This window comes from Nocardioides flavus (ex Wang et al. 2016) (assembly GCF_014653115.1).
Taxonomy (GTDB): Bacteria; Actinomycetota; Actinomycetes; order Propionibacteriales; family Nocardioidaceae; genus Nocardioides; species Nocardioides flavus.
The window spans coordinates 169,262-185,781 of record NZ_BNAD01000005.1 but is presented as its reverse complement, the minus strand read 5'-3'; the positions used below and the strand labels follow the sequence as shown (position 1 = coordinate 185,781).

Genomic DNA, 16,520 nt, shown 5'->3' with positions numbered 1-16,520 from the left:
CGCCTACCAGTCGCTGGAGGCCTCGCGGGCGGCCAGCAGCCGGCGGAACGACTCGACCCGGTCGACGTCTGCCTCGCCGGCCTCGACCGCCTCGTCGAGCCCGCACTCGGGCTCGTCGGTGCCGTGGGTGCACCCGCGCGGGCAGCTCTCGGTCATCTCGTCGAGGTCGGGGAAGGCCTCGATCAGGTTCTCCGGCTGCACGTGCGCCAGGCCGAAGGACCGGATGCCGGGGGTGTCGATGATCCAGCCCTCGCCCCGCCCGTCCTCGCCTGGGAGCTCGAGCAGGTACGCGCTGGTGGAGGTGTGCCGGCCGCGTCCGGTCACCGCGTTGACGATGCCCACCTCGCGCCCGGCGTCGGGGACGAGGGCGTTGACCAAGGTCGACTTGCCGACGCCGCTGTGCCCGACCAGCACGCTGGTGCGACCGCGCAGCCTCTCGCGGAGCTCGGTGAGGTCGCCGGCGCCCTCGCCCTTGAGCTGCGTGACGACCCATGGCACGCCCAGGGAGCGGTAGGTCGACAGGAGGGTCTCGGGGTCGGCGAGGTCGGCCTTGGTGAGGCACAGCAGGGGCGCCATGCCCGCGTCGTACGCCGCGACGAGCGCGCGGTCGATCAGTCGCGGGCGCGGCTCGGGGTCGGCGAGGGCGGTCACCACGACCAGCTGGTCGGCGTTGGAGACGATGACGCGCTCGACGGGGTCGTCGTCGTCGGCGGTGCGGCGCAGCGTGGTGGTGCGCTCGACGACCTCCACGATGCGCGCCAGCGACCCGTCCGCGCCGCTGGTGTCGCCGACGACTCGCACGTGGTCGCCGACCACGACGCCCTTGCGGCCGAGGGGGCGTGACTTCATCGCCATCACGCGGCGACCGTCGAGGAGGAGGGTGAAGCGGCCGCGGTCGACGGTCACGACGCGCGCGTCCACCGCGTCGGCGTAGGTCGGGCGGTCCTTGGTGCGTGGCCGGGTCCGGCGACGCGGGCGCTCGTAGTGCTCGTGGTCGTGCTCGGAGTAGCGACCGGTCACGTGGTTCCCCCGTGCACGGCGTGGCTCCAGGCGCCCGCGAAGTCGGGGAAGGTCTTGGAGGTCGTGGCGATGTCCTCGACGAGCACGTCGTCGACGGCGAGGCCGAGGATGACCCCCGCGTGGGCCATGCGGTGGTCGGCGTAGGTGTGGAACGTGCCGCCGTGCAGCGGCGCGGGCCTGATCGTCAGGCCGTCCTCGCGCTCGGTGACGTCGGCGCCCAGGCGGCCGAGCTCGGTGGCGAGCGCGGTGATGCGGTCGGTCTCGTGCCCGCGGATGTGGGCCACGCCGCGCAGGTGGGAGGGCGAGTCGGCCAGTGCGCAGAGGGCGGCGATCGCCGGGGTGAGCTCCCCGACGTCGTGCAGGTCGAGGTCCACGCCCTGCAGCCGCTCGGGCCCGACGACGGTGAGGTCGCCGTCGTCGATCGTGACCTCGCACCCCATCAGGGTGAGGATGCTGCGCAGCTCGTCGCCGGGCTGGGTCGTCGAGGCCGGCCAGTCGGTCACGGTGACCCGGCCGCCGGTCGCCGCGCCGAGCGCGAGGAAGGGTGCGGCGTTGGACAGGTCGGGCTCGATGTCGTGGTCGACGGCCCGGACGGGGCCGGGCGCGACCGCCCACCGGTTGGCGTCGACGTCGTCGACCTCCACGCCGTGGCGGCGCAGCATCTGGACGGTCATCTCGATGTGGGGCAGGGAGGGCACCGGCTTGCCGACGTGGCGCACGTCGACGCCGTGGTCGTAGCGGGCCCCGGCGAGCAGGAGGGCCGAGACGAACTGCGAGGAGGCGCTGGCGTCGATGGTGACGGTGCCGCCGGCGACCGTGCCGGTGCCGTGCACGGCGAAGGGCAGCGCCCCGCGACCACCGTCGTCGATGCGTACACCGAGCGCGCCCAGCGCGGCGAGCATCTGTCCCACGGGCCGAAGCCGCATGTGGGGGTCGCCGTCGAACCGCACGGTCCCGCGGGCGAGGCCCACCACCGGGGGGACGAAGCGCATCACCGTGCCGGCGAGGCCGCAGTCGACGTCCGCGTCGCGGTCCCAGGCGCCGGGCGTCACCGCCCAGTCGCCGTCCGGAGTGTCCTCGACGACGGTGCCCAGCGAGGTGAGGGCTGCCGCCATCAGCAGGGTGTCGCGCGAGCGCAGGGGACGCCGTACGACGCTCGGGCCGTCGGCGAGTGCCGCGAGCACCAGCGCGCGGTTGGTCAGCGACTTGCTGCCGGGCAGCGAGACGCGCCGGTCGACGGGGTCGTGCGGGCGCGGTGCCGGCCAGAGCTCACTCACGCGCGCACCCTATCGAGGTCAGGTCAGCTGGGCCTTGGCCAACTTCGCCTCGCGGCGTGCGTCCTTGGCGACCTGGCGGGCCTCGCGCCGCACGTCGGCGGCCGCACGGCGGGCGCGCCAGGCCAGGCCCGGCCGGCCCTCGGTGTCGACGGCGGCCAGCAGCAGGCCGCCGAGGATCGAGGTGTTCTTGAAGAACTGGAGCTGCTGCGCGGCCTTGGCGTCGGCGTCGGCCTCCTCCCAGAAGGCGTGGCCGGCCAGCGTCGTCGGCACGAGGGAGGCGGCGAGCACGGTGGCGCTCAGGCGCGGTGCCCGACCGGTGGCCAGGGCAGCGGCCGCCAGGATCTGGGCGCCGGCGTTGATCCGGACCAGGGTGGCGGGGTCGGAGGGGATCGGCGCCTGCGGCACGGCCTGCTGCGCGGCCGGGACGACCTTGTCGGTGATCTTCCTGGCCTTGGCCGCGTGCCCCTCGGTGTTGCGCAGGGCATTGACGCCGCCGGCGACGAAGATCGTGGCCAGCATCGGACGGGCGAGCAACCGGGTGATCGTCATGTGCCCCTGTCTACACGATGCCCAGGGACCACGCTCCGTCCGCAGGGGTGCGTCCGCATCGGCGCGCTCACCCCAGGACCGCACCCCAGGAGTTGTTGCCGGCGTCGGCGTCGTCGCTCGCGGGCGACAGGGTCACGGCGACGCTCCCGCCCTGGGGTGCCACGACCTCCACGGTCACGGAGGTGTCGCCCGTGACCTGGCAGGTGGCGACCGTCCTGACCACGGTGCAGCGAGTGTCGCTGCTGCGGAGCACCACGCTGGCGCCGTCCGCCACGATCCGCAGCTGCGCGCTCGTGCCGGCGACCAGGCCGACCACGCGGACCGCGACGTCGTACGTCGGCCGCGCACCGCTGACGGTGCCCGTCACCGAGGCGTCGGGGGGCACGGGTGGGGCGGTCGGGGTGGGCGTCGGCGTCGGGGTCGCGGTGGGGGTGGGGGTGGGGGTGGGTGCCTGCGTGGTGGTGCCGGTGGGGCTGGACGTCGGGGTGCTGGTCGGGCCGCCTGTGGGACCGCCCGTCGGGCTGCCCGTGGGGCTGCCCGTGGGGCCACCGGTCGGGCTGCCGGTAGGGCTGCCGGTGGGGCTGCCTGTCGGGTCGCCGGTGGGGCTGCCCGTCGGGTCGCCGGCCGGGTCGCCCGTCGGGTCGGTCGGCGACGACGTGTCGGTGGACGTGGGGATGGAGCCCGGTGTCGGCTCGACGGCGTCGGGGGGCAGGACGACCGCCGGCGAGGTGCGGCGCTCACGCGTGGAGAGCCCCGAGCCGGGCTCCTCGGACGTCGCTGCGTCGCTCGTCGGGCTCGCCGTCGCCGCGAAGGGGGACCGGTCGGACACGGACGCCGTGGTGTCCGGGCCGCGGGTGCTCAGGGCGATGCCTCCGGCGACGACGGCCGTGCTGACGGCGACCCCGACGACGGCGGCGGTGCCGGCGTTGCCCGCGACGAGGTCGCGCACCCGTCCGAGCACCATCCCGACCCCCATCGGCACGCCCCCGGAGGCTGCCGCGGCGCCGATGTAGGTGGTCGCGACACCACCGAGCAGGAGCGGCGCGAGGAGGCCGCCGAGGTTGGAGTTGACCTCGGTGAGCTCGAGGTAGATGGCCATGCACGAGCGGCACTCGCCGAGGTGCTGCTCCACCTTGGCGGCGTCGCGCCGCGAGACCGCCTCGCGCACGTACGCGCCGAGCTGGCCGTGCGTCCATCGACAGGTGTCCGACTCGAGCTCGGCGACGTGCTGGGTCAGGAACGCCTGGCGCAGTCCCTCCCGGGCGCGGTAGGCCAGCGCGGAGACGGAGTTGGGGCTCATCCCGAGCATCGGCGCGATGTCGGCGGGCTTGTCGCCCTCGACCTCGGTGTGCCACAGCACGAGCTGCCAGCGCTCGGGGAGGCTCGCGAAGGCGCGGGCGGCCGCGGCGCTCTCGAAGCCTTCGACGGCCGTGTCGCGGAACGGGACGCCGGGGTCGAAGGCCTCCATGTCGTCCGTGGTGTGCAGCCGGGCGCCCGCGCGGAACCGGTCGACCTGCAGGCGGCGTACGGCTGTGAGCAGGTAGGCGCGGAACGCCAGGTCCGGGCCGCCGCCCCGCTGCAGCACCCCGAGCACCTTGACGAAGGCCTCCGAGACGAGGTCCTCGGCGTCGCCCGCGGGCACGAGCTGGCGGGCGAGCCTGCGCGCGGCGTCGACGTGGCGCTCGAAGAGCGTGCCGTAGGCGTCGACGTCCCCGCCGCGGACCGCCGAGATCAGCTCGGCGTCGCTCGGCGCCTCGACGCTGGTGGCCACGCTCATGGTTCGACGCTCTCCGGGGACCCCTCCTGGCGCTGTTGCCAGACCTCTTGACTGTATCCCTCGTCGCCGGGCAACGGGCCGCGAAGCAAAGAAACCCGAAATCCTGGTCTGGTCCGCGTCATGGTCCGCAGCGAGGCCCGTCCCACCTGTGGAGCATGACCGAGACCCGGGGAGGGGGCCGCCGTGAAGATATTCGCCACGCGTGGGCGACGTCTCACGGTTGCCGATCCTGGGATGAGCGAACCGCAGCCCGCCGTCGAGCGGTCGGGGTTGCCGCACAGGTTCGAGGCTGTCGGGGAGGCGCTCATCTCAGGATCGGACGTCATGGGCGCGTGCTCCGTCGCGGGGGAGGAGCTCGCCCGCGACGGAGCATCCGTCGAGGAGACGCTCGCCGGGCTCCGGGCCGTGTGGCGCGAGGCCACCGGCGGCGACCCGACGTACGACGTGGTGGCCGCACTGCTCACCGCCTGGAGCGAGACCACCCTCGGCTACCTCCACCAGCTCTCGTGCGAGGACCCGCTCACCGGGTTGTCGAGCCAGGCGCACCTGCGCAGCCGGCTCTCGGAGGTCTACCGGCTCGGTGGTCCAGGGGTGCCCGGCGGGATCGACGACTACGCCCTGGTCGTCTTCGCGATGCCGTTCGGCGACGACCCCTCCGACCACCCCGGGGACCACTTCACCCGGGCGATGCGCCTCGCGCGGGCCGGCGAGCTCGCCCGCACCGCCTTCGCCCGCGACGAGACCGTCGCCCGTCTCGGGCTGCACCGCGTGGGCATCCTGACCCGGCGCGACGAGCGGCTCGGCCGGCGCGTGCAGGTGCTGCGCACCCTTCTCGGGGGCGCCGAGACCGACACGGCCGTACGGGTGTGGATCGAGGGCCTGCCCGGCACCGACGCGAGCGCCGGCATGCTGCTCGACGAGCTCGCCCGCGGCTGAGCCGAGCGCGAAGGGTTTCGACGCGCGGTCGCGAGCTCGCGTGCTCGTTCGCGCGCTTGCCCAACCTCCCGACCCACGCCCGGCGCGACTGCGTCGCTCCCGGCTAGGGTCGTGACATGTGCGGTCGCTACGCCTCCTCCCGGAGCCCCGAGGACCTCGTCGAGGAGTTCGAGGTGGTCGAGAGCCGCATCGCGGCGCCGCTGGCGGCCGACTACAACGTCGCGCCGACCAAGGAGGTCTACGCCGTCGTCGAGCGACCGCCGTCGCGCGACTCCGGTGAGCCCGCGCAGCGGCAGCTGCGCGTGCTGACGTGGGGCCTGGTGCCGTCGTGGGCCAAGGACCCCTCCATCGGCAACCGCATGATCAACGCGCGGATGGAGACGGTCGCGGAGAAGCCCGCCTACCGCAAGGCGTTCGCGTCCCGTCGCGCGCTGCTGCCTGCCGACGGCTACTTCGAGTGGTACCCGACGGAGCGGACCGACGCCAAGGGCAAGCCGGTCAAGCAGCCGTTCTTCATCCGTCCCAAGGACGGGGGAGTGCTTGCCATGGCCGGGCTATACGAGATCTGGCGGGACCCGGCGAAGGCCGAGGACGACCCCGACCGCTTCCGCTGGACCTGCACGGTGCTCACCACCGAGGCCGAGGACTCCCTCGGCCACATCCACGACCGGATGCCGCTGATGGTCGAGCGCGAGCGCTGGTACGCCTGGCTCGACCCGACGACGGCGGGCGACACCTCCTTGCTCGTGCCCGCCGCGCCGGGCCGGCTGGAGGCGTACGCCGTGTCGAGGCTGGTCAGCAACGTGCGCAACAACGGGCCCGAGCTCGTCGAGCCGCTGCCCCTCGAGCCCCCCGAGGAGGGCGCCCCGTGAAGAAGGCCTCGATCCGATCCGTCGAGACCCCCTACGGCGAGGGACGGCTGCACACCCGTCGGGCGACCAGCCCCATCGCGACGCTCCTGCTCAGCCACGGTGCCGGCGGGGGCGTGGAGTCGCGCGACCTGTGGGCGCTCGCGGACGCCCTGCCCGCGCAGGGCGTCTCCGTCGTGCTGTTCGAGCAGCCGTGGCGCGTCGCCGGCCGCAAGGTCGCGACCGCCCCGCCCACGCTCGACGTGGCGTTGCGGTGCGCCGCCGACGTGATGCGCGTACGCACGCCCCTCGTGGTCGGCGGGCGCTCCGCCGGGGCCCGCTCGGCCGCGCGCACCGCCCGCTCGCTGGGCGCCACGGGATGCCTGGCCCTCTCCTTCCCGCTGCACGCGCCGGGCCGCACCGAGCCGACACGCCTGCACGAGCTTCAGGCGGTGGGGCTGCCCACGCTCGTCGTGCAGGGGGAGCGCGACCCGATGGGCCGCCCCGACGAGTTCCCCGGCGACCAGGACGGCCTCGACGTGGTGGTGATCCCCGGCGGCGACCACGGCCTCAAGGTCCCGGCGCGGGGCGAGGTGACGCAGGCCGAGGCGATGGGCATCGTGGTGGAGTCGACGCTGGAGTGGCTGGTGCGCGAGGTCGTCGGGAATCCTCGGCGGGGGTGAGGTGTTGGGGCTGGTGTGAACGCACTGACCCTCGATCGACCCACGGCGGTACTGTGGGAGGCGATGACCGAATCGCTCAGGGACGAGATGTCCACGCCCACCGAGATCTCCGTCGAGGACGAGACCTCCGACCAGCGCTCCGCGCGCTTCGAGCGCGACGCGCTGCCCTACCTCGACCAGCTCTACGGCGCGGCGATGCGGATGACCCGCAACCCCGCCGACGCCGAGGACCTGGTGCAGGAGACCTTCGCCAAGGCCTACAGCGCCTTCCACCAGTTCAAGCCGGGCACCAACCTCAAGGCCTGGCTCTACCGGATCCTCACCAACACCTACATCAACTCCTACCGCAAGAAGCAGCGCCAGCCGCAGCAGTCGATGTCCGAGGACGTCGAGGACTGGCAGCTCGCCCGCGCGGAGTCGCACTCCTCGACCGGTCTGCGGTCCGCGGAGATGGAGGCGTTGGAGCACCTGCCCGACTCCGAGGTCAAGGACGCGCTGCAGCGCCTGCCCGAGGAGTTCCGGCTCGCGGTCTACCTCGCTGACGTCGAGGGTTTCCCCTACAAGGAGATCGCCGAGATCATGGACACGCCGATCGGCACCGTGATGTCCCGGCTGCACCGCGGGCGGCGCCAGCTGCGCGACATGCTCGCCGACTACGTCCGGGCCAACGACCTCCTGCCGGCCTCCACCGTGCCCGGCGGGGACGAGGGGGGTGCGTCGTGAGCAGCCACGAGCACGGCAGCGACGACTGCGTCGACTACATCGAGCGCATCGTCTACTTCATCGACAACGAGCTCGAGGAGGCGGACTGCGCCGTCGTCGAGATGCACCTGCGCGAGTGCGGCCCCTGCCTCGAGCGCCACGACCTGCAGAAGGCCGTCAAGCAGCTCGTCGCCCGCTCGTGCTCGGAGTCGGCCCCGGAGTCGCTGCGCGATCGCGTACGCCTCCAGCTGCGCGAGGTGTCGATCCAGATCACCGAGGGCAACGCCTGACGCGTCGGCCCGACCCGATTCGCCGCCCCCGCGCGGATTTGAGACACTGCTCCGAGCACCGATTCCAGGAGGACCACCATGGGCAAGACCGGACGCAAGCGCCGCGCTCGCAAGAAGAAGGGCGCGAACCACGGCAAGCGCCCCAACGCCTGACGCGCACCCGCGCCGTCATCTCGTAGAAGTCCCCGCCGCGGCGGGGACTTTTGCATGTGCGGACCTCGCTCCGATCGGCGTGACAGGCTGGGCGCATGCGCGGATTCGTGCTCGTCGGCGGATGGCCCGGTTCGGGCAAGACGACGTTGTCGGCGGCTCTCGCGCTCGAGCTCGGCGTGCCCCACCTGTCCAAGGACACGGTGAAGGAGGCCCTCATGGACGCGCTGGGTTCCCCGGGCGAGGTCGAGGCGTCGCGCGAGCTGGGGCGAGCCGCGGTGTTCGCTACGCTCGGTGCGGCCCGCGGGTGCCGGGGAGCCGTCGTCGACAGCACCTGGTACCCGTATGCGGAGCCGCTCGTACGAGAGCTGCCGGGACCCGTGGTGGAGGTCAGGTGCCGGGTCCCGCTCATGGTGGCGCGCCAGCGCTACGCACGCCGGGTGAGAGATCCGCGGCACCTCGACTCTGCACGCACCGAGTCCGAGCTGTGGGGCGAGGAGGTGGCCCCGCTCGGGCTGGGACCTCTCCTCGAGGTCGACACGGGTCGTGAGGTCGACGTGGCACGAGTGGCGGCCTCCGTACGGTCGCTGCTGGCGGACTGACCCGAGCCGCCACCCACTGTCCCCGGGGTCCGGTCCTTGTACGTTGGCCGGATGAGTGACAAGACCATGCGCGAGCGGATGCTGGCCGGCGAGCCCTACATCGCCGACGACCCGGTCCTGGGGGAGGAGTCCCGGCGCGCGCAGGGCCTGGCACACCGGATCAACACGATGGACCCCACCGACGGCGACGGGCGCCGCGCCCTGCTCGAGGAGCTGCTGGGCGGGTTCGGCGAGGACAGCGAGGTGCGCCCGCCGCTGCAGTGCGACTACGGCTACCAGACGACGATCGGGGCGCGCACGTTCGTCAACTGGGGAGTCATCCTCCTCGACGTCGCCACCATCACGATCGGCGACGACGTGCAGATCGGACCCAACGTCCAGCTGCTCACCGCCACCCACCCGCTCGAGCCGCAGCCCCGCCGCGACAAGTGGGAGGCCGCCGAGCCCATCACGATCGGCGACAACGTCTGGCTGGGCGGCGGCGTGATCGTCTGCCCGGGAGTGACCATCGGGGCGGACACCGTCGTGGGTGCGGGATCGGTCGTCACCCGCGACCTGCCGCCCGGCGTCGTGGCGGTCGGCTCACCGGCGCGGGTCGTGCGCGAGCTCGGAGCGGCGTCGGCGGCGGTGCAGTCAGAGCCGTGACAGGAACCGCTCGGCGTCGACCACGACCCGGGTGATCTCACCCGCGGCGAGGACCTTCCCGCTGGCGGTGTCCCGGGCGCTGACGGTGAACCGGTGCAGCCGGCCGTCCTCGTACGCGCTGGAGGCGCTCACCTCGACCGCGGCCCCGACCGGGCTGGCGGCCAGGTGCTCCACCTGGACGCGGGTGCCGACGCTCGTCGACCCCTCGGGGAGCAGCGGCTCGAGGCACGCGCACGTCGCGGCCTCGAGCCACGCGAGCAGGCGTGGCGTGCCGAGGACGGGGAGCGAGCCGCTGCCCACCGCGGCGGCGGTGTCGTCGTCGGTGACGGCGAAGGTCAGCGTTGCGGGCTCGGGGTGCGGCATGCGGGGCCTCTCGTACGGCGGTGGCGGGGGTTGCGCGGTGGCAGGTGGAGAAGGTGGGCGGGGTGGGGCAACCTGAGGTGCTGACACACGTCTACCAGACATGGGCGCGAGGACTGCGGGGGCGGGGATCGGAATGGAGCCATCGGTCGACATCACCGAGCTCTACGCCGCGCACCGGCTCTCGCTCGTGCGTCTGGCCGTCCTGCTGGTCGACGACCTCGCCTCGGCCGAGGACGTCGTCCAGGACGCGTTCGCCGCCCTCGCCCGGCGTCCCGACGCGGTCAAGGACCCGTCCAAGGCTCTTGCCTACCTGCGGGTCTCGGTGGTCAACACCGCCCGCTCGGCGCTGCGCCGGCGACGTACGGCCCGCGCGTACTCGCCGCCGCACGACCTGTCGCCACCCTCCCCGGAGGACACCGCCGTGCTGGCGGAGGAGCACCGCGAGGTCATCGCGGCGCTGCGTCGGCTCGCACCCCGGCAGCGCGAGGTCCTGGTGCTGCGCTACTGGTCGAACCTGTCCGAGGCCGAGATCGCCCACGCCCTCCGGATCAGCCAGGGCACCGTGAAGTCCACTGCGAGCCGCGCGCTGGTCGCGCTCGAGAACGCCATGCAGGCCACCACCGCCACGGCCTCGGGGAAGGAGGAGCGATGAACCCCCACCACCCGGCCACCGGCCTCGACGAGCGGTTGCGCGCTGCGCTCGCCGCCCGTGCCGACCTCGTCCGGCCCGAGGACCTCGCGCCACTCGCGCCGGTCGTCCCGCTGCGACCTCGGTGGCGGACGCCGCTGCTGCTGCTCGCCGCGGCCGCGGCCGTGCTGCTGGTCCTCGGCCTGGTGCTCGACGGCCTCGGCCGGGACCCGCGCTCCGACGACGTCGCGCCGAGCCCCGACGACAGGGTCGAGCTGGAGCTGCCGGCCGACGTCGGGCGCGACTGGGAGGCCGACGAGTACTCCACCCCCGCTCGGCTCGACCTGGACGGCGACGGCACGGACGAGAAGGTCGTCTTCCTCGGTGAGCCGAGCCCGCAGCTGGACGGGCGCGTGCGGATGCAGACGACCCTCAGCGGCTCCGGAGAGGAGGCCTGGGGCGTCACCGACATCGAGACCACGATCGTGAATGCGCTCGATCCCGTCGACGCCGACGGCGACGGCGACCAGGAGCTGGTGCTCTACTACGACGACTTCGCCAACGGGGGGTTCCCGCTGGTGTTCGACCTTCGCGAGGGACTGCTCGTGCAGGCCGTCGTCGACGCCCCTGAGCTGCTCGTCCGCGGGCAGGTGCCGGCGCCGGGCGGCGGGGAGTACTACGACATGGTCCGCGTGCACGACTACTGGGTCGAGGACGGCACGCTCTGGTCGAGCCGGTCCGTCAACGCGTACGCCGCCGGCACCCGCACCATGACGCTCATCAAGCCGCTGGTCACCGTGCACGACGCCTGGACCTGGCGGTTGACCGAGGACGGTCTGCTCGAGCCGGTGGACCAGGGGTGCATCCGCCACGACATCGCGCGCGACTCCCGGACGCCGTGCGAGGCGGACTCGGCCGACGACCTGCCGGCCGTCACCGAGGTCGCAGCGGAGTCCATCGGGATCGGGGAGAGCGCCCCGGTCGAGGGGGGCTTCCCGTTCACGGTGCGGCTGCGGGCAGCGGCCGACCCGCGCCTCGTCGTCGAGGTCGGACAGGGCCGTGCATTCGAGCTGGGGCTCGACGTCGTCGACCCCCGCGTCCTCACCACCCAACCGGTCTCGGTCTTCTCCGACGGTCCCTCGGTCGTCCTCACCTCCGCCTCGGACCCGGGCTACGTCCGGGTCGTGCACTCCGACGGCGAGCGTCTGCGCGAGCTGGAGCCGACCGGCGAGGTCGCGCTCACCGGTGACGCGTCGCAGCGCACCTGGCTGACGGCCGACGGCACGCTCGTCACCGCCGTGGCCGGCGAGGGCGACACCTGGCGCCTCTGGTTCTGGCAGTGGGTCGGCCGCGAGGAGATGGCCGCCCTACCGGGTACCACCGTGTGCTTCGACGACCCCGCCGACCCCGCGACGCTGCGCCACTGCTGAGGTCGTCCGGGCGGCGTCAGAACGTCTTGGCGAAGGCCAGCAGGTCGACGCCGGGCAGCGGCGACCAGTCCCGCGCCGGGTCGCGCCAGTAGCCGAGCCGGGCGTACACCCGGTGCGCGGCGGTCATGGTCGCCAGCGACGACAGGGCCATGCCGGTCGCGCCGTGCTCCCGGGCGTGCGCCTCGCACATCCGCGCCAGGGCGGTCCCGACGCCGCGGCCCTGGGCGCCCGGCGCGACCGCCAGCATCCGGAACTCGCCCTCGTCGTCACGACCGATCTCGCGCCACGGCGACCCGGGCGGGCACCAGGTCACCACCCCGACGACCTGCCCACCCTCGTCAGGGGGGAGGACGGCCACCCACACCTCGGCCTGCGCGTCGCGGGTCTCGACGTCGCGCAGCCGCTCGCGGTAGTCGTCCTCTGCGCCGGTCAGGAACGGCTCGTACGCCGCGACGCAGACGTCGCCCGCGGCTGCGAGCTCCTCGCGCCGCACCCGGCGCAGCTCGAGGTCGGACACCGGCGCGTGCCTCAGATGCCGAACGTGTTGCGCGGGTACGCCGCCTCGACGTCGGTGATCACGTTGACGAGGTAGGGCACCCCCGAGGCGTACGCCCGGTCGAGGGCAGGGCCGATCTGCTTCGGGTCGGTGACGGTCTCGCCGGCACCGCCGAGGGCCCGCACCACCTCGTCGTACGGCGTGCGCTGGGCCAGGTCGGCGACCACGTCGTAGCCGTAGAGCATCTGCATCGGGCCCTTCTCCAGGCCCCAGGCGGAGTTGTTGCCCATCACCATCACGACCGGCAGGTCGTGGCGCACGAGCGTGTCGACGTCCATCAGCGAGAAGCCGGCCGCGCCGTCGCCCAGCAGCAGCGTCACCTGGGCGCTGGGCCGGGCGATCCGCGCGGCGATGGCCGCGCCGAGACCGGCGCCGAGGCACCCGTACGGGCCGGGGTCGAGCCAGCCGCCGGGGCGCTTGGGCTCGACGTACTTGCCGGCGAACGAGACGAAGTCGCCGCCGTCGCCGATGACGACCGAGTCGTCGGCGAGCCGCGGCACCAGCTCGCCGTAGATGCGGGCGGGGTGGATCGGGTCGGCCTCGGCGGTGAGCAGCTCGGCGTCGCGGGCGGCAGCGGCGCGCACCTGGTCGGCGAGCCGGTCCGACCACGCCTGCCAGTCGGGCTTCCGGCCACTCTCGATGGCGGCCTGCAGGCCGTCGAGGACGGTGGTCAGGTCGCCGGCGACCGAGCCGGCGAGGTCCGCGTGCGCGGCGACCTGACCGGGGGAGTCGGCGATGTGCACGACCTTGGCGAACGCGCCGTCGGGGTTCTTGTCGGGGCCGCCGAACACGCCGTAGCCGAGGCGGAAGTCCAGGGGCGTGCCGACGACCACGACGAGGTCGGCGCCCGACAGCGCGGCCCCGCGCGCCTTGGTGACGAGCGAGGGGTGCCCACCCGGCACGAGGCCGCGGCCCATGCCGTTGGTGAGGGTGGGGATGCCGAGGTCCTCCACGAACCGCAGCGCGGCGGCCTCGGCGTGGTCGGCCCACACGTCGGTGCCGAGGATGAGCACGGGGCGCTCGGCCTGCGCGAGGAGGCGGGCGACGGCCGCGATCGCGTCGGGGTCGGGCTCGACGCGGGTGCCCTCACCGGAGCCGACGACGCCCGAGGCGGAGTTGAAGAACTCGTCCATGGGCACGTCGACGAAGACCGGGCCGCGGTGGCTGGAGCGGGCGAGGGTGAAGGCCTCGTCGATCCCGGCCGCGACGTCGCCGGCGGTCATCAGGGTCCGGGCGGCCTTGGCGACCGGCGCGATGATCGGCGGCTGGTCGAGCTCCTGCAGGGACCCGGTGCCCCAGCGGTTCTGCGGTGCGCGGCCGCCGACCACGACCATGGGGGAGCCGGCGAACTGCGCCTGCGCGATCGCGCTGATCCCGTTGGTGACGCCCGGCCCGGCGGTGAGGACAGCCAGTCCGGGCACGCGGGTCAGCTTGCCGGTGGCCTCGGCGGCGAACGCGGCCGTCTGCTCGTGGCGGACGTCGAGCAGCCGCATCGACGGCCCGGCGCCCTCCTGCTGGGTCTTGACCGCGCCGTCGTACATCGGGAACACGTGCGCTCCCGACAGGGTGAACATCGTCTCGACGCCGTGGGCGCGGGCGACCTGGACGGCGAGCTCGCCGCTGTGCCCCGTGATCTCGGTCATGCCCGCAGGCTAGCGGTTGTCTACTGACAAGTAGGGAGCGTTGGTCATCCGGAGCGCCTCGATCACGACCAGCAGCAGGTCGGGTCGCACGCCCGGCGGCTCGGGGGCGAGCGAGAGGTGGACGAACAGGGCGCGCAGGAAGGCCTGCGGGGCCGCAGTGTGAGCGAACGGGTCGTGGTCGACGGGCCCGCGGAACGGGTTGGCGGCCGCCCCGATGCGGTGCACCCACGGCTCGAGCACGTCGGTGCCGAGCGTGTTGCGGCGCAGGATGCGCATCGCCGCGTGCGCCATCCGGTCCGGCTCACCCGAGGCGAGCGGTTGGTCGGCCGGCTGCGCGAGAAGGCGCTCGGCGAGCACGTCGAGGAGCACGGCGTGCTCGGCGCCGGCGAGGTGCGGCGACTCACCGAGCGCACCGAGGGTGTCGGCGCCGTGGGCGACCGCGTGGGCCCAGCCCTTGTCGGGGACGTAGCCGCGCGTGTCGCGCTCGGTGAGGAACCAGACCGCGATCCGGTCGCCCCAGTCGAGGATCTTGGCGCCCGGCAGCAGGTGCCGGCTGTTGTCGCGCTCGAGGCACTCGGCCAGGATCAGCGCGCTGAAGCTGCGGCGGAACACGCTGTCGGTGCCGGTCTCGCCGATCCCGACGGTCAGGCCGGCGACCATGCCGTCGCCCAGCCCGGCGAGCAGGTCGTCGTAGACGCCACGGTCGATCCAGGTGGCCAGGGCCGGGTAGGCGGTGCCGTCGCGGACCTCCGGCCGGGTCGAGCCGAGCATGGTGGTCAGCTCGGCCGTCAGGTCGTCGATGGGCCGGTCGGCGGGGACCTCGAAGTCCGCCGCCTGCACCTGGTCCCAGTACCCGATCGACATGACCTCCATCCTGCCAGCCGTCCCCGTCGCGGCCCTAGTCCGGCCGTTGGGCCCCCTGCGGTGGTGGCCCTAGGCTGATCGCGTGCCCTCCCTCCACGAGCTCGTGCGAGCCCACACCGACCTCGTCGAGGACGACGTCGCGTGGCTCCAGCTGCTGATGGCGGACTGGCAGATCCTCGCCGACCTGTCCTTCGCCGACCTCGTGCTGTGGCTCCCCGACCGCGAGGGCAAGGGCTACTGGGCCGGCGGGCAGATGCGCCCCACGACCGGACCGACCGCGCTCGTCGACGACGTCCTCGGCACCTTCATCCCCACCGGGCGGCGCCGGATGCTCGACGAGGCCTTCGCCTCCGGCCGCCTAATCCGCGAGGGCGACCCGGAGTGGCGCGACGCGGTCCCGGTGCGGGTCGAGGTCATCCCCGTACGCCGTGCCGGACGCGTCATCGCGACCATCGCGCGCAACACCAACCTGCTCGGCATCCGCACCCCGAGCCGGCTCGAGCTGAGCTACCTCCAGACCGCCGCCGAGCTCACCCAGATGATCGCCGCGGGACACTTCCCGCTCCCCGGGCAGCGCAGCGACCACGCCGACTCGCCCCGGGTGGGGGACGGCTTCGTACGCCTCGACGCGGCGGGCCGGGTGGTCTACGCCAGCCCGAACGGGCTCTCGGCCTACCGGCGCCTCGGCCTGCAGGGCGACCTCGCCGGCCACGTCCTCACCGACCTGACCCGCGACCTGGTGCCCGCGCGCAAGCGCCTCGACGAGGAGACCCTCAGCGCCGTGCTCGGCGGCCGGGACGGCCGCGCCACCGAGGTCGGCACCGACGAGGTGACGCTGATCGTGCGCAGCATCCCGCTGCGCCCCGAGGGCGAACGCAGCGGTGCGCTGCTGCTGGTGCGCGACGTCAGCGAGCTGCGCCGGCGCGACCGCGAGCTCGTGACCAAGGACGTGACGATCCGCGAGATCCACCACCGGGTGAAGAACAACCTCCAGACCGTGGCCGCGCTGCTCCGGCTGCAGGCCCGCCGCACGCGCGCGGAGGACGCCAAGGCCGCGCTCGAGGAGGCCGTACGCCGGGTCGGGTCCATCGCGATCGTGCACGAGACGCTGAGCCACGCCGTGGAGGAGACCGTCGACTTCGACGAGATCGCCGACCGGCTCGGTGCGATGGTCGTCGATGTCAGCGGCGTCGAGGTGCCCGTACGCGTGGTCCGCGAGGGCTCCTTCGGCAAGCTGCCGTCAGAGGCGGCGACCCCGTTGGCCATGGTCCTCACCGAGCTGCTGCAGAACGCCGTCGAGCACGGCTACGCCGGCGTGCCCTCCGGCAGCGACGGACGCGTCGTCGTCACGGCCCGACGGATCGTGGGCCGGCTGCACGTCGTCGTCGAGGACGACGGTCGCGGGCTGCCCGAGGACTTCGATCTCGACGCCTCGACCCAGCTCGGCCTGTCGATCGTGCGCACGCTCGTGGAGTCCGAGCTCGGCGGTGTGCTCGAGATCGGGCCCGGGAGCCGGGGCACGCGGGTGCAGGCCGACCTGCCGGTCGACTGAGCCGT

General features: G+C 73.7%; 19 protein-coding genes. 11 read left to right on the top strand and 8 right to left on the bottom strand.

Annotation, left to right across the window (positions count from 1 at the left end; genetic code table 11):
- Positions 1-3 precede the first annotated feature (3 nt).
- The 4 genes from rsgA to IE200_RS11345 form a co-directional block, all read right to left on the bottom strand.
- The gene (rsgA, locus tag IE200_RS11360) at positions 4-1,020 is read right to left on the bottom strand and encodes a ribosome small subunit-dependent GTPase A (RefSeq protein ID WP_191279587.1); all 1,017 of its coding nucleotides are present in this window, start codon (positions 1,018-1,020) and stop codon (positions 4-6) included.
- Positions 1,017-2,297 carry a 3-phosphoshikimate 1-carboxyvinyltransferase gene (aroA, locus tag IE200_RS11355; protein WP_191279586.1) on the bottom strand — a complete coding sequence of 427 codons (1,281 nt, stop codon included), beginning with the start codon at positions 2,295-2,297 and terminating at the stop codon, positions 1,017-1,019. The genes rsgA and aroA overlap by 4 nt, the downstream gene beginning before the upstream one ends.
- Before the next feature lie 18 nt (positions 2,298-2,315).
- A complete protein-coding gene (locus tag IE200_RS11350) occupies positions 2,316-2,846 on the bottom strand; it encodes a DoxX family membrane protein (RefSeq protein ID WP_191279585.1) in 531 nt (176 codons plus the stop codon).
- 67 nt (positions 2,847-2,913) lie between these two features.
- On the bottom strand, positions 2,914-4,623 hold the full coding sequence (locus IE200_RS11345) for a sigma-70 family RNA polymerase sigma factor (RefSeq protein ID WP_191279584.1): 1,710 nt from the start codon (positions 4,621-4,623) through the stop codon (positions 2,914-2,916).
- A gap of 234 nt (positions 4,624-4,857) precedes the next feature.
- Here IE200_RS11345 and IE200_RS11340 point away from each other — a divergent pair, with 234 nt between their 5' ends.
- From IE200_RS11340 to IE200_RS11310, 8 genes are all read left to right on the top strand, one after another.
- Positions 4,858-5,559 (top strand): hypothetical protein, encoded by a 702-nt coding sequence (locus IE200_RS11340; RefSeq protein WP_191279583.1) that lies wholly within the window; start codon positions 4,858-4,860, stop codon positions 5,557-5,559.
- Positions 5,560-5,675: 116 nt separating this feature from the next.
- A complete protein-coding gene (locus tag IE200_RS11335) occupies positions 5,676-6,431 on the top strand; it encodes an SOS response-associated peptidase (protein ID WP_191279582.1) in 756 nt (251 codons plus the stop codon).
- Positions 6,428-7,090, top strand: coding sequence for an alpha/beta hydrolase family protein (locus tag IE200_RS11330; protein ID WP_191279581.1), 663 nt, complete (start codon positions 6,428-6,430; stop codon positions 7,088-7,090). The genes IE200_RS11335 and IE200_RS11330 overlap by 4 nt, the downstream gene beginning before the upstream one ends.
- 87 nt (positions 7,091-7,177) lie before the next feature.
- A complete protein-coding gene (locus tag IE200_RS11325; protein ID WP_407940992.1) occupies positions 7,178-7,813 on the top strand; it encodes a sigma-70 family RNA polymerase sigma factor in 636 nt (211 codons plus the stop codon).
- Entirely contained in the window at positions 7,810-8,082 is a 273-nt protein-coding gene (gene rsrA, locus IE200_RS11320) for a mycothiol system anti-sigma-R factor (RefSeq protein ID WP_191279579.1), read from the top strand. Before IE200_RS11325 ends, rsrA begins: the two co-directional genes overlap by 4 nt.
- A gap of 78 nt (positions 8,083-8,160) precedes the next feature.
- Positions 8,161-8,235 carry a 50S ribosomal protein bL37 gene (locus IE200_RS21195; RefSeq protein WP_369759046.1) on the top strand — a complete coding sequence of 25 codons (75 nt, stop codon included), beginning with the start codon at positions 8,161-8,163 and terminating at the stop codon, positions 8,233-8,235.
- 95 nt (positions 8,236-8,330) lie between these two features.
- Positions 8,331-8,834 carry an AAA family ATPase gene (locus IE200_RS11315; protein WP_191279578.1) on the top strand — a complete coding sequence of 168 codons (504 nt, stop codon included), beginning with the start codon at positions 8,331-8,333 and terminating at the stop codon, positions 8,832-8,834.
- 51 nt (positions 8,835-8,885) lie between these two features.
- Complete coding sequence (locus IE200_RS11310; RefSeq protein WP_191279577.1) at positions 8,886-9,479, top strand: sugar O-acetyltransferase; 594 nt, start codon at positions 8,886-8,888, stop codon at positions 9,477-9,479.
- Here IE200_RS11310 and IE200_RS11305 read toward each other — a convergent pair.
- Complete coding sequence (locus tag IE200_RS11305) at positions 9,468-9,842, bottom strand: thioesterase family protein (protein WP_191279576.1); 375 nt, start codon at positions 9,840-9,842, stop codon at positions 9,468-9,470. The two genes, IE200_RS11310 and IE200_RS11305, sit on opposite strands and share 12 nt — an antisense overlap.
- A gap of 133 nt (positions 9,843-9,975) precedes the next feature.
- On the opposite strand from IE200_RS11305, the gene IE200_RS11300 reads away from it, so the two are divergent.
- Both IE200_RS11300 and IE200_RS11295 read left to right on the top strand, forming a co-directional pair.
- Positions 9,976-10,494: a SigE family RNA polymerase sigma factor gene (locus IE200_RS11300; RefSeq protein ID WP_229856414.1), complete on the top strand. Its 519-nt coding sequence runs from the start codon at positions 9,976-9,978 to the stop codon at positions 10,492-10,494.
- Positions 10,491-11,900 (top strand): hypothetical protein, encoded by a 1,410-nt coding sequence (locus IE200_RS11295; RefSeq protein ID WP_191279574.1) that lies wholly within the window; start codon positions 10,491-10,493, stop codon positions 11,898-11,900. The genes IE200_RS11300 and IE200_RS11295 overlap by 4 nt, the downstream gene beginning before the upstream one ends.
- 16 nt (positions 11,901-11,916) lie before the next feature.
- Here the strand turns inward: IE200_RS11295 and IE200_RS11290 are convergent, their stop codons facing one another.
- The 3 genes from IE200_RS11290 to IE200_RS11280 are packed head-to-tail and all read right to left on the bottom strand — an operon-like array spanning position 11,917 to position 14,963.
- Positions 11,917-12,417: a GNAT family N-acetyltransferase gene (locus tag IE200_RS11290; protein ID WP_191279573.1), complete on the bottom strand. Its 501-nt coding sequence runs from the start codon at positions 12,415-12,417 to the stop codon at positions 11,917-11,919.
- An 11-nt stretch (positions 12,418-12,428) separates the two neighbouring features.
- Complete coding sequence (locus IE200_RS11285; protein ID WP_191279572.1) at positions 12,429-14,099, bottom strand: acetolactate synthase; 1,671 nt, start codon at positions 14,097-14,099, stop codon at positions 12,429-12,431.
- A 9-nt stretch (positions 14,100-14,108) separates the two neighbouring features.
- Positions 14,109-14,963 carry a DUF2785 domain-containing protein gene (locus tag IE200_RS11280; protein ID WP_191279571.1) on the bottom strand — a complete coding sequence of 285 codons (855 nt, stop codon included), beginning with the start codon at positions 14,961-14,963 and terminating at the stop codon, positions 14,109-14,111.
- 82 nt (positions 14,964-15,045) lie between these two features.
- Between IE200_RS11280 and IE200_RS11275 the strand changes: the two genes are divergently transcribed.
- On the top strand, positions 15,046-16,515 hold the full coding sequence (locus IE200_RS11275; RefSeq protein WP_191279570.1) for a sensor histidine kinase: 1,470 nt from the start codon (positions 15,046-15,048) through the stop codon (positions 16,513-16,515).
- The last annotated feature ends 5 nt before the right edge of the window (positions 16,516-16,520 follow it).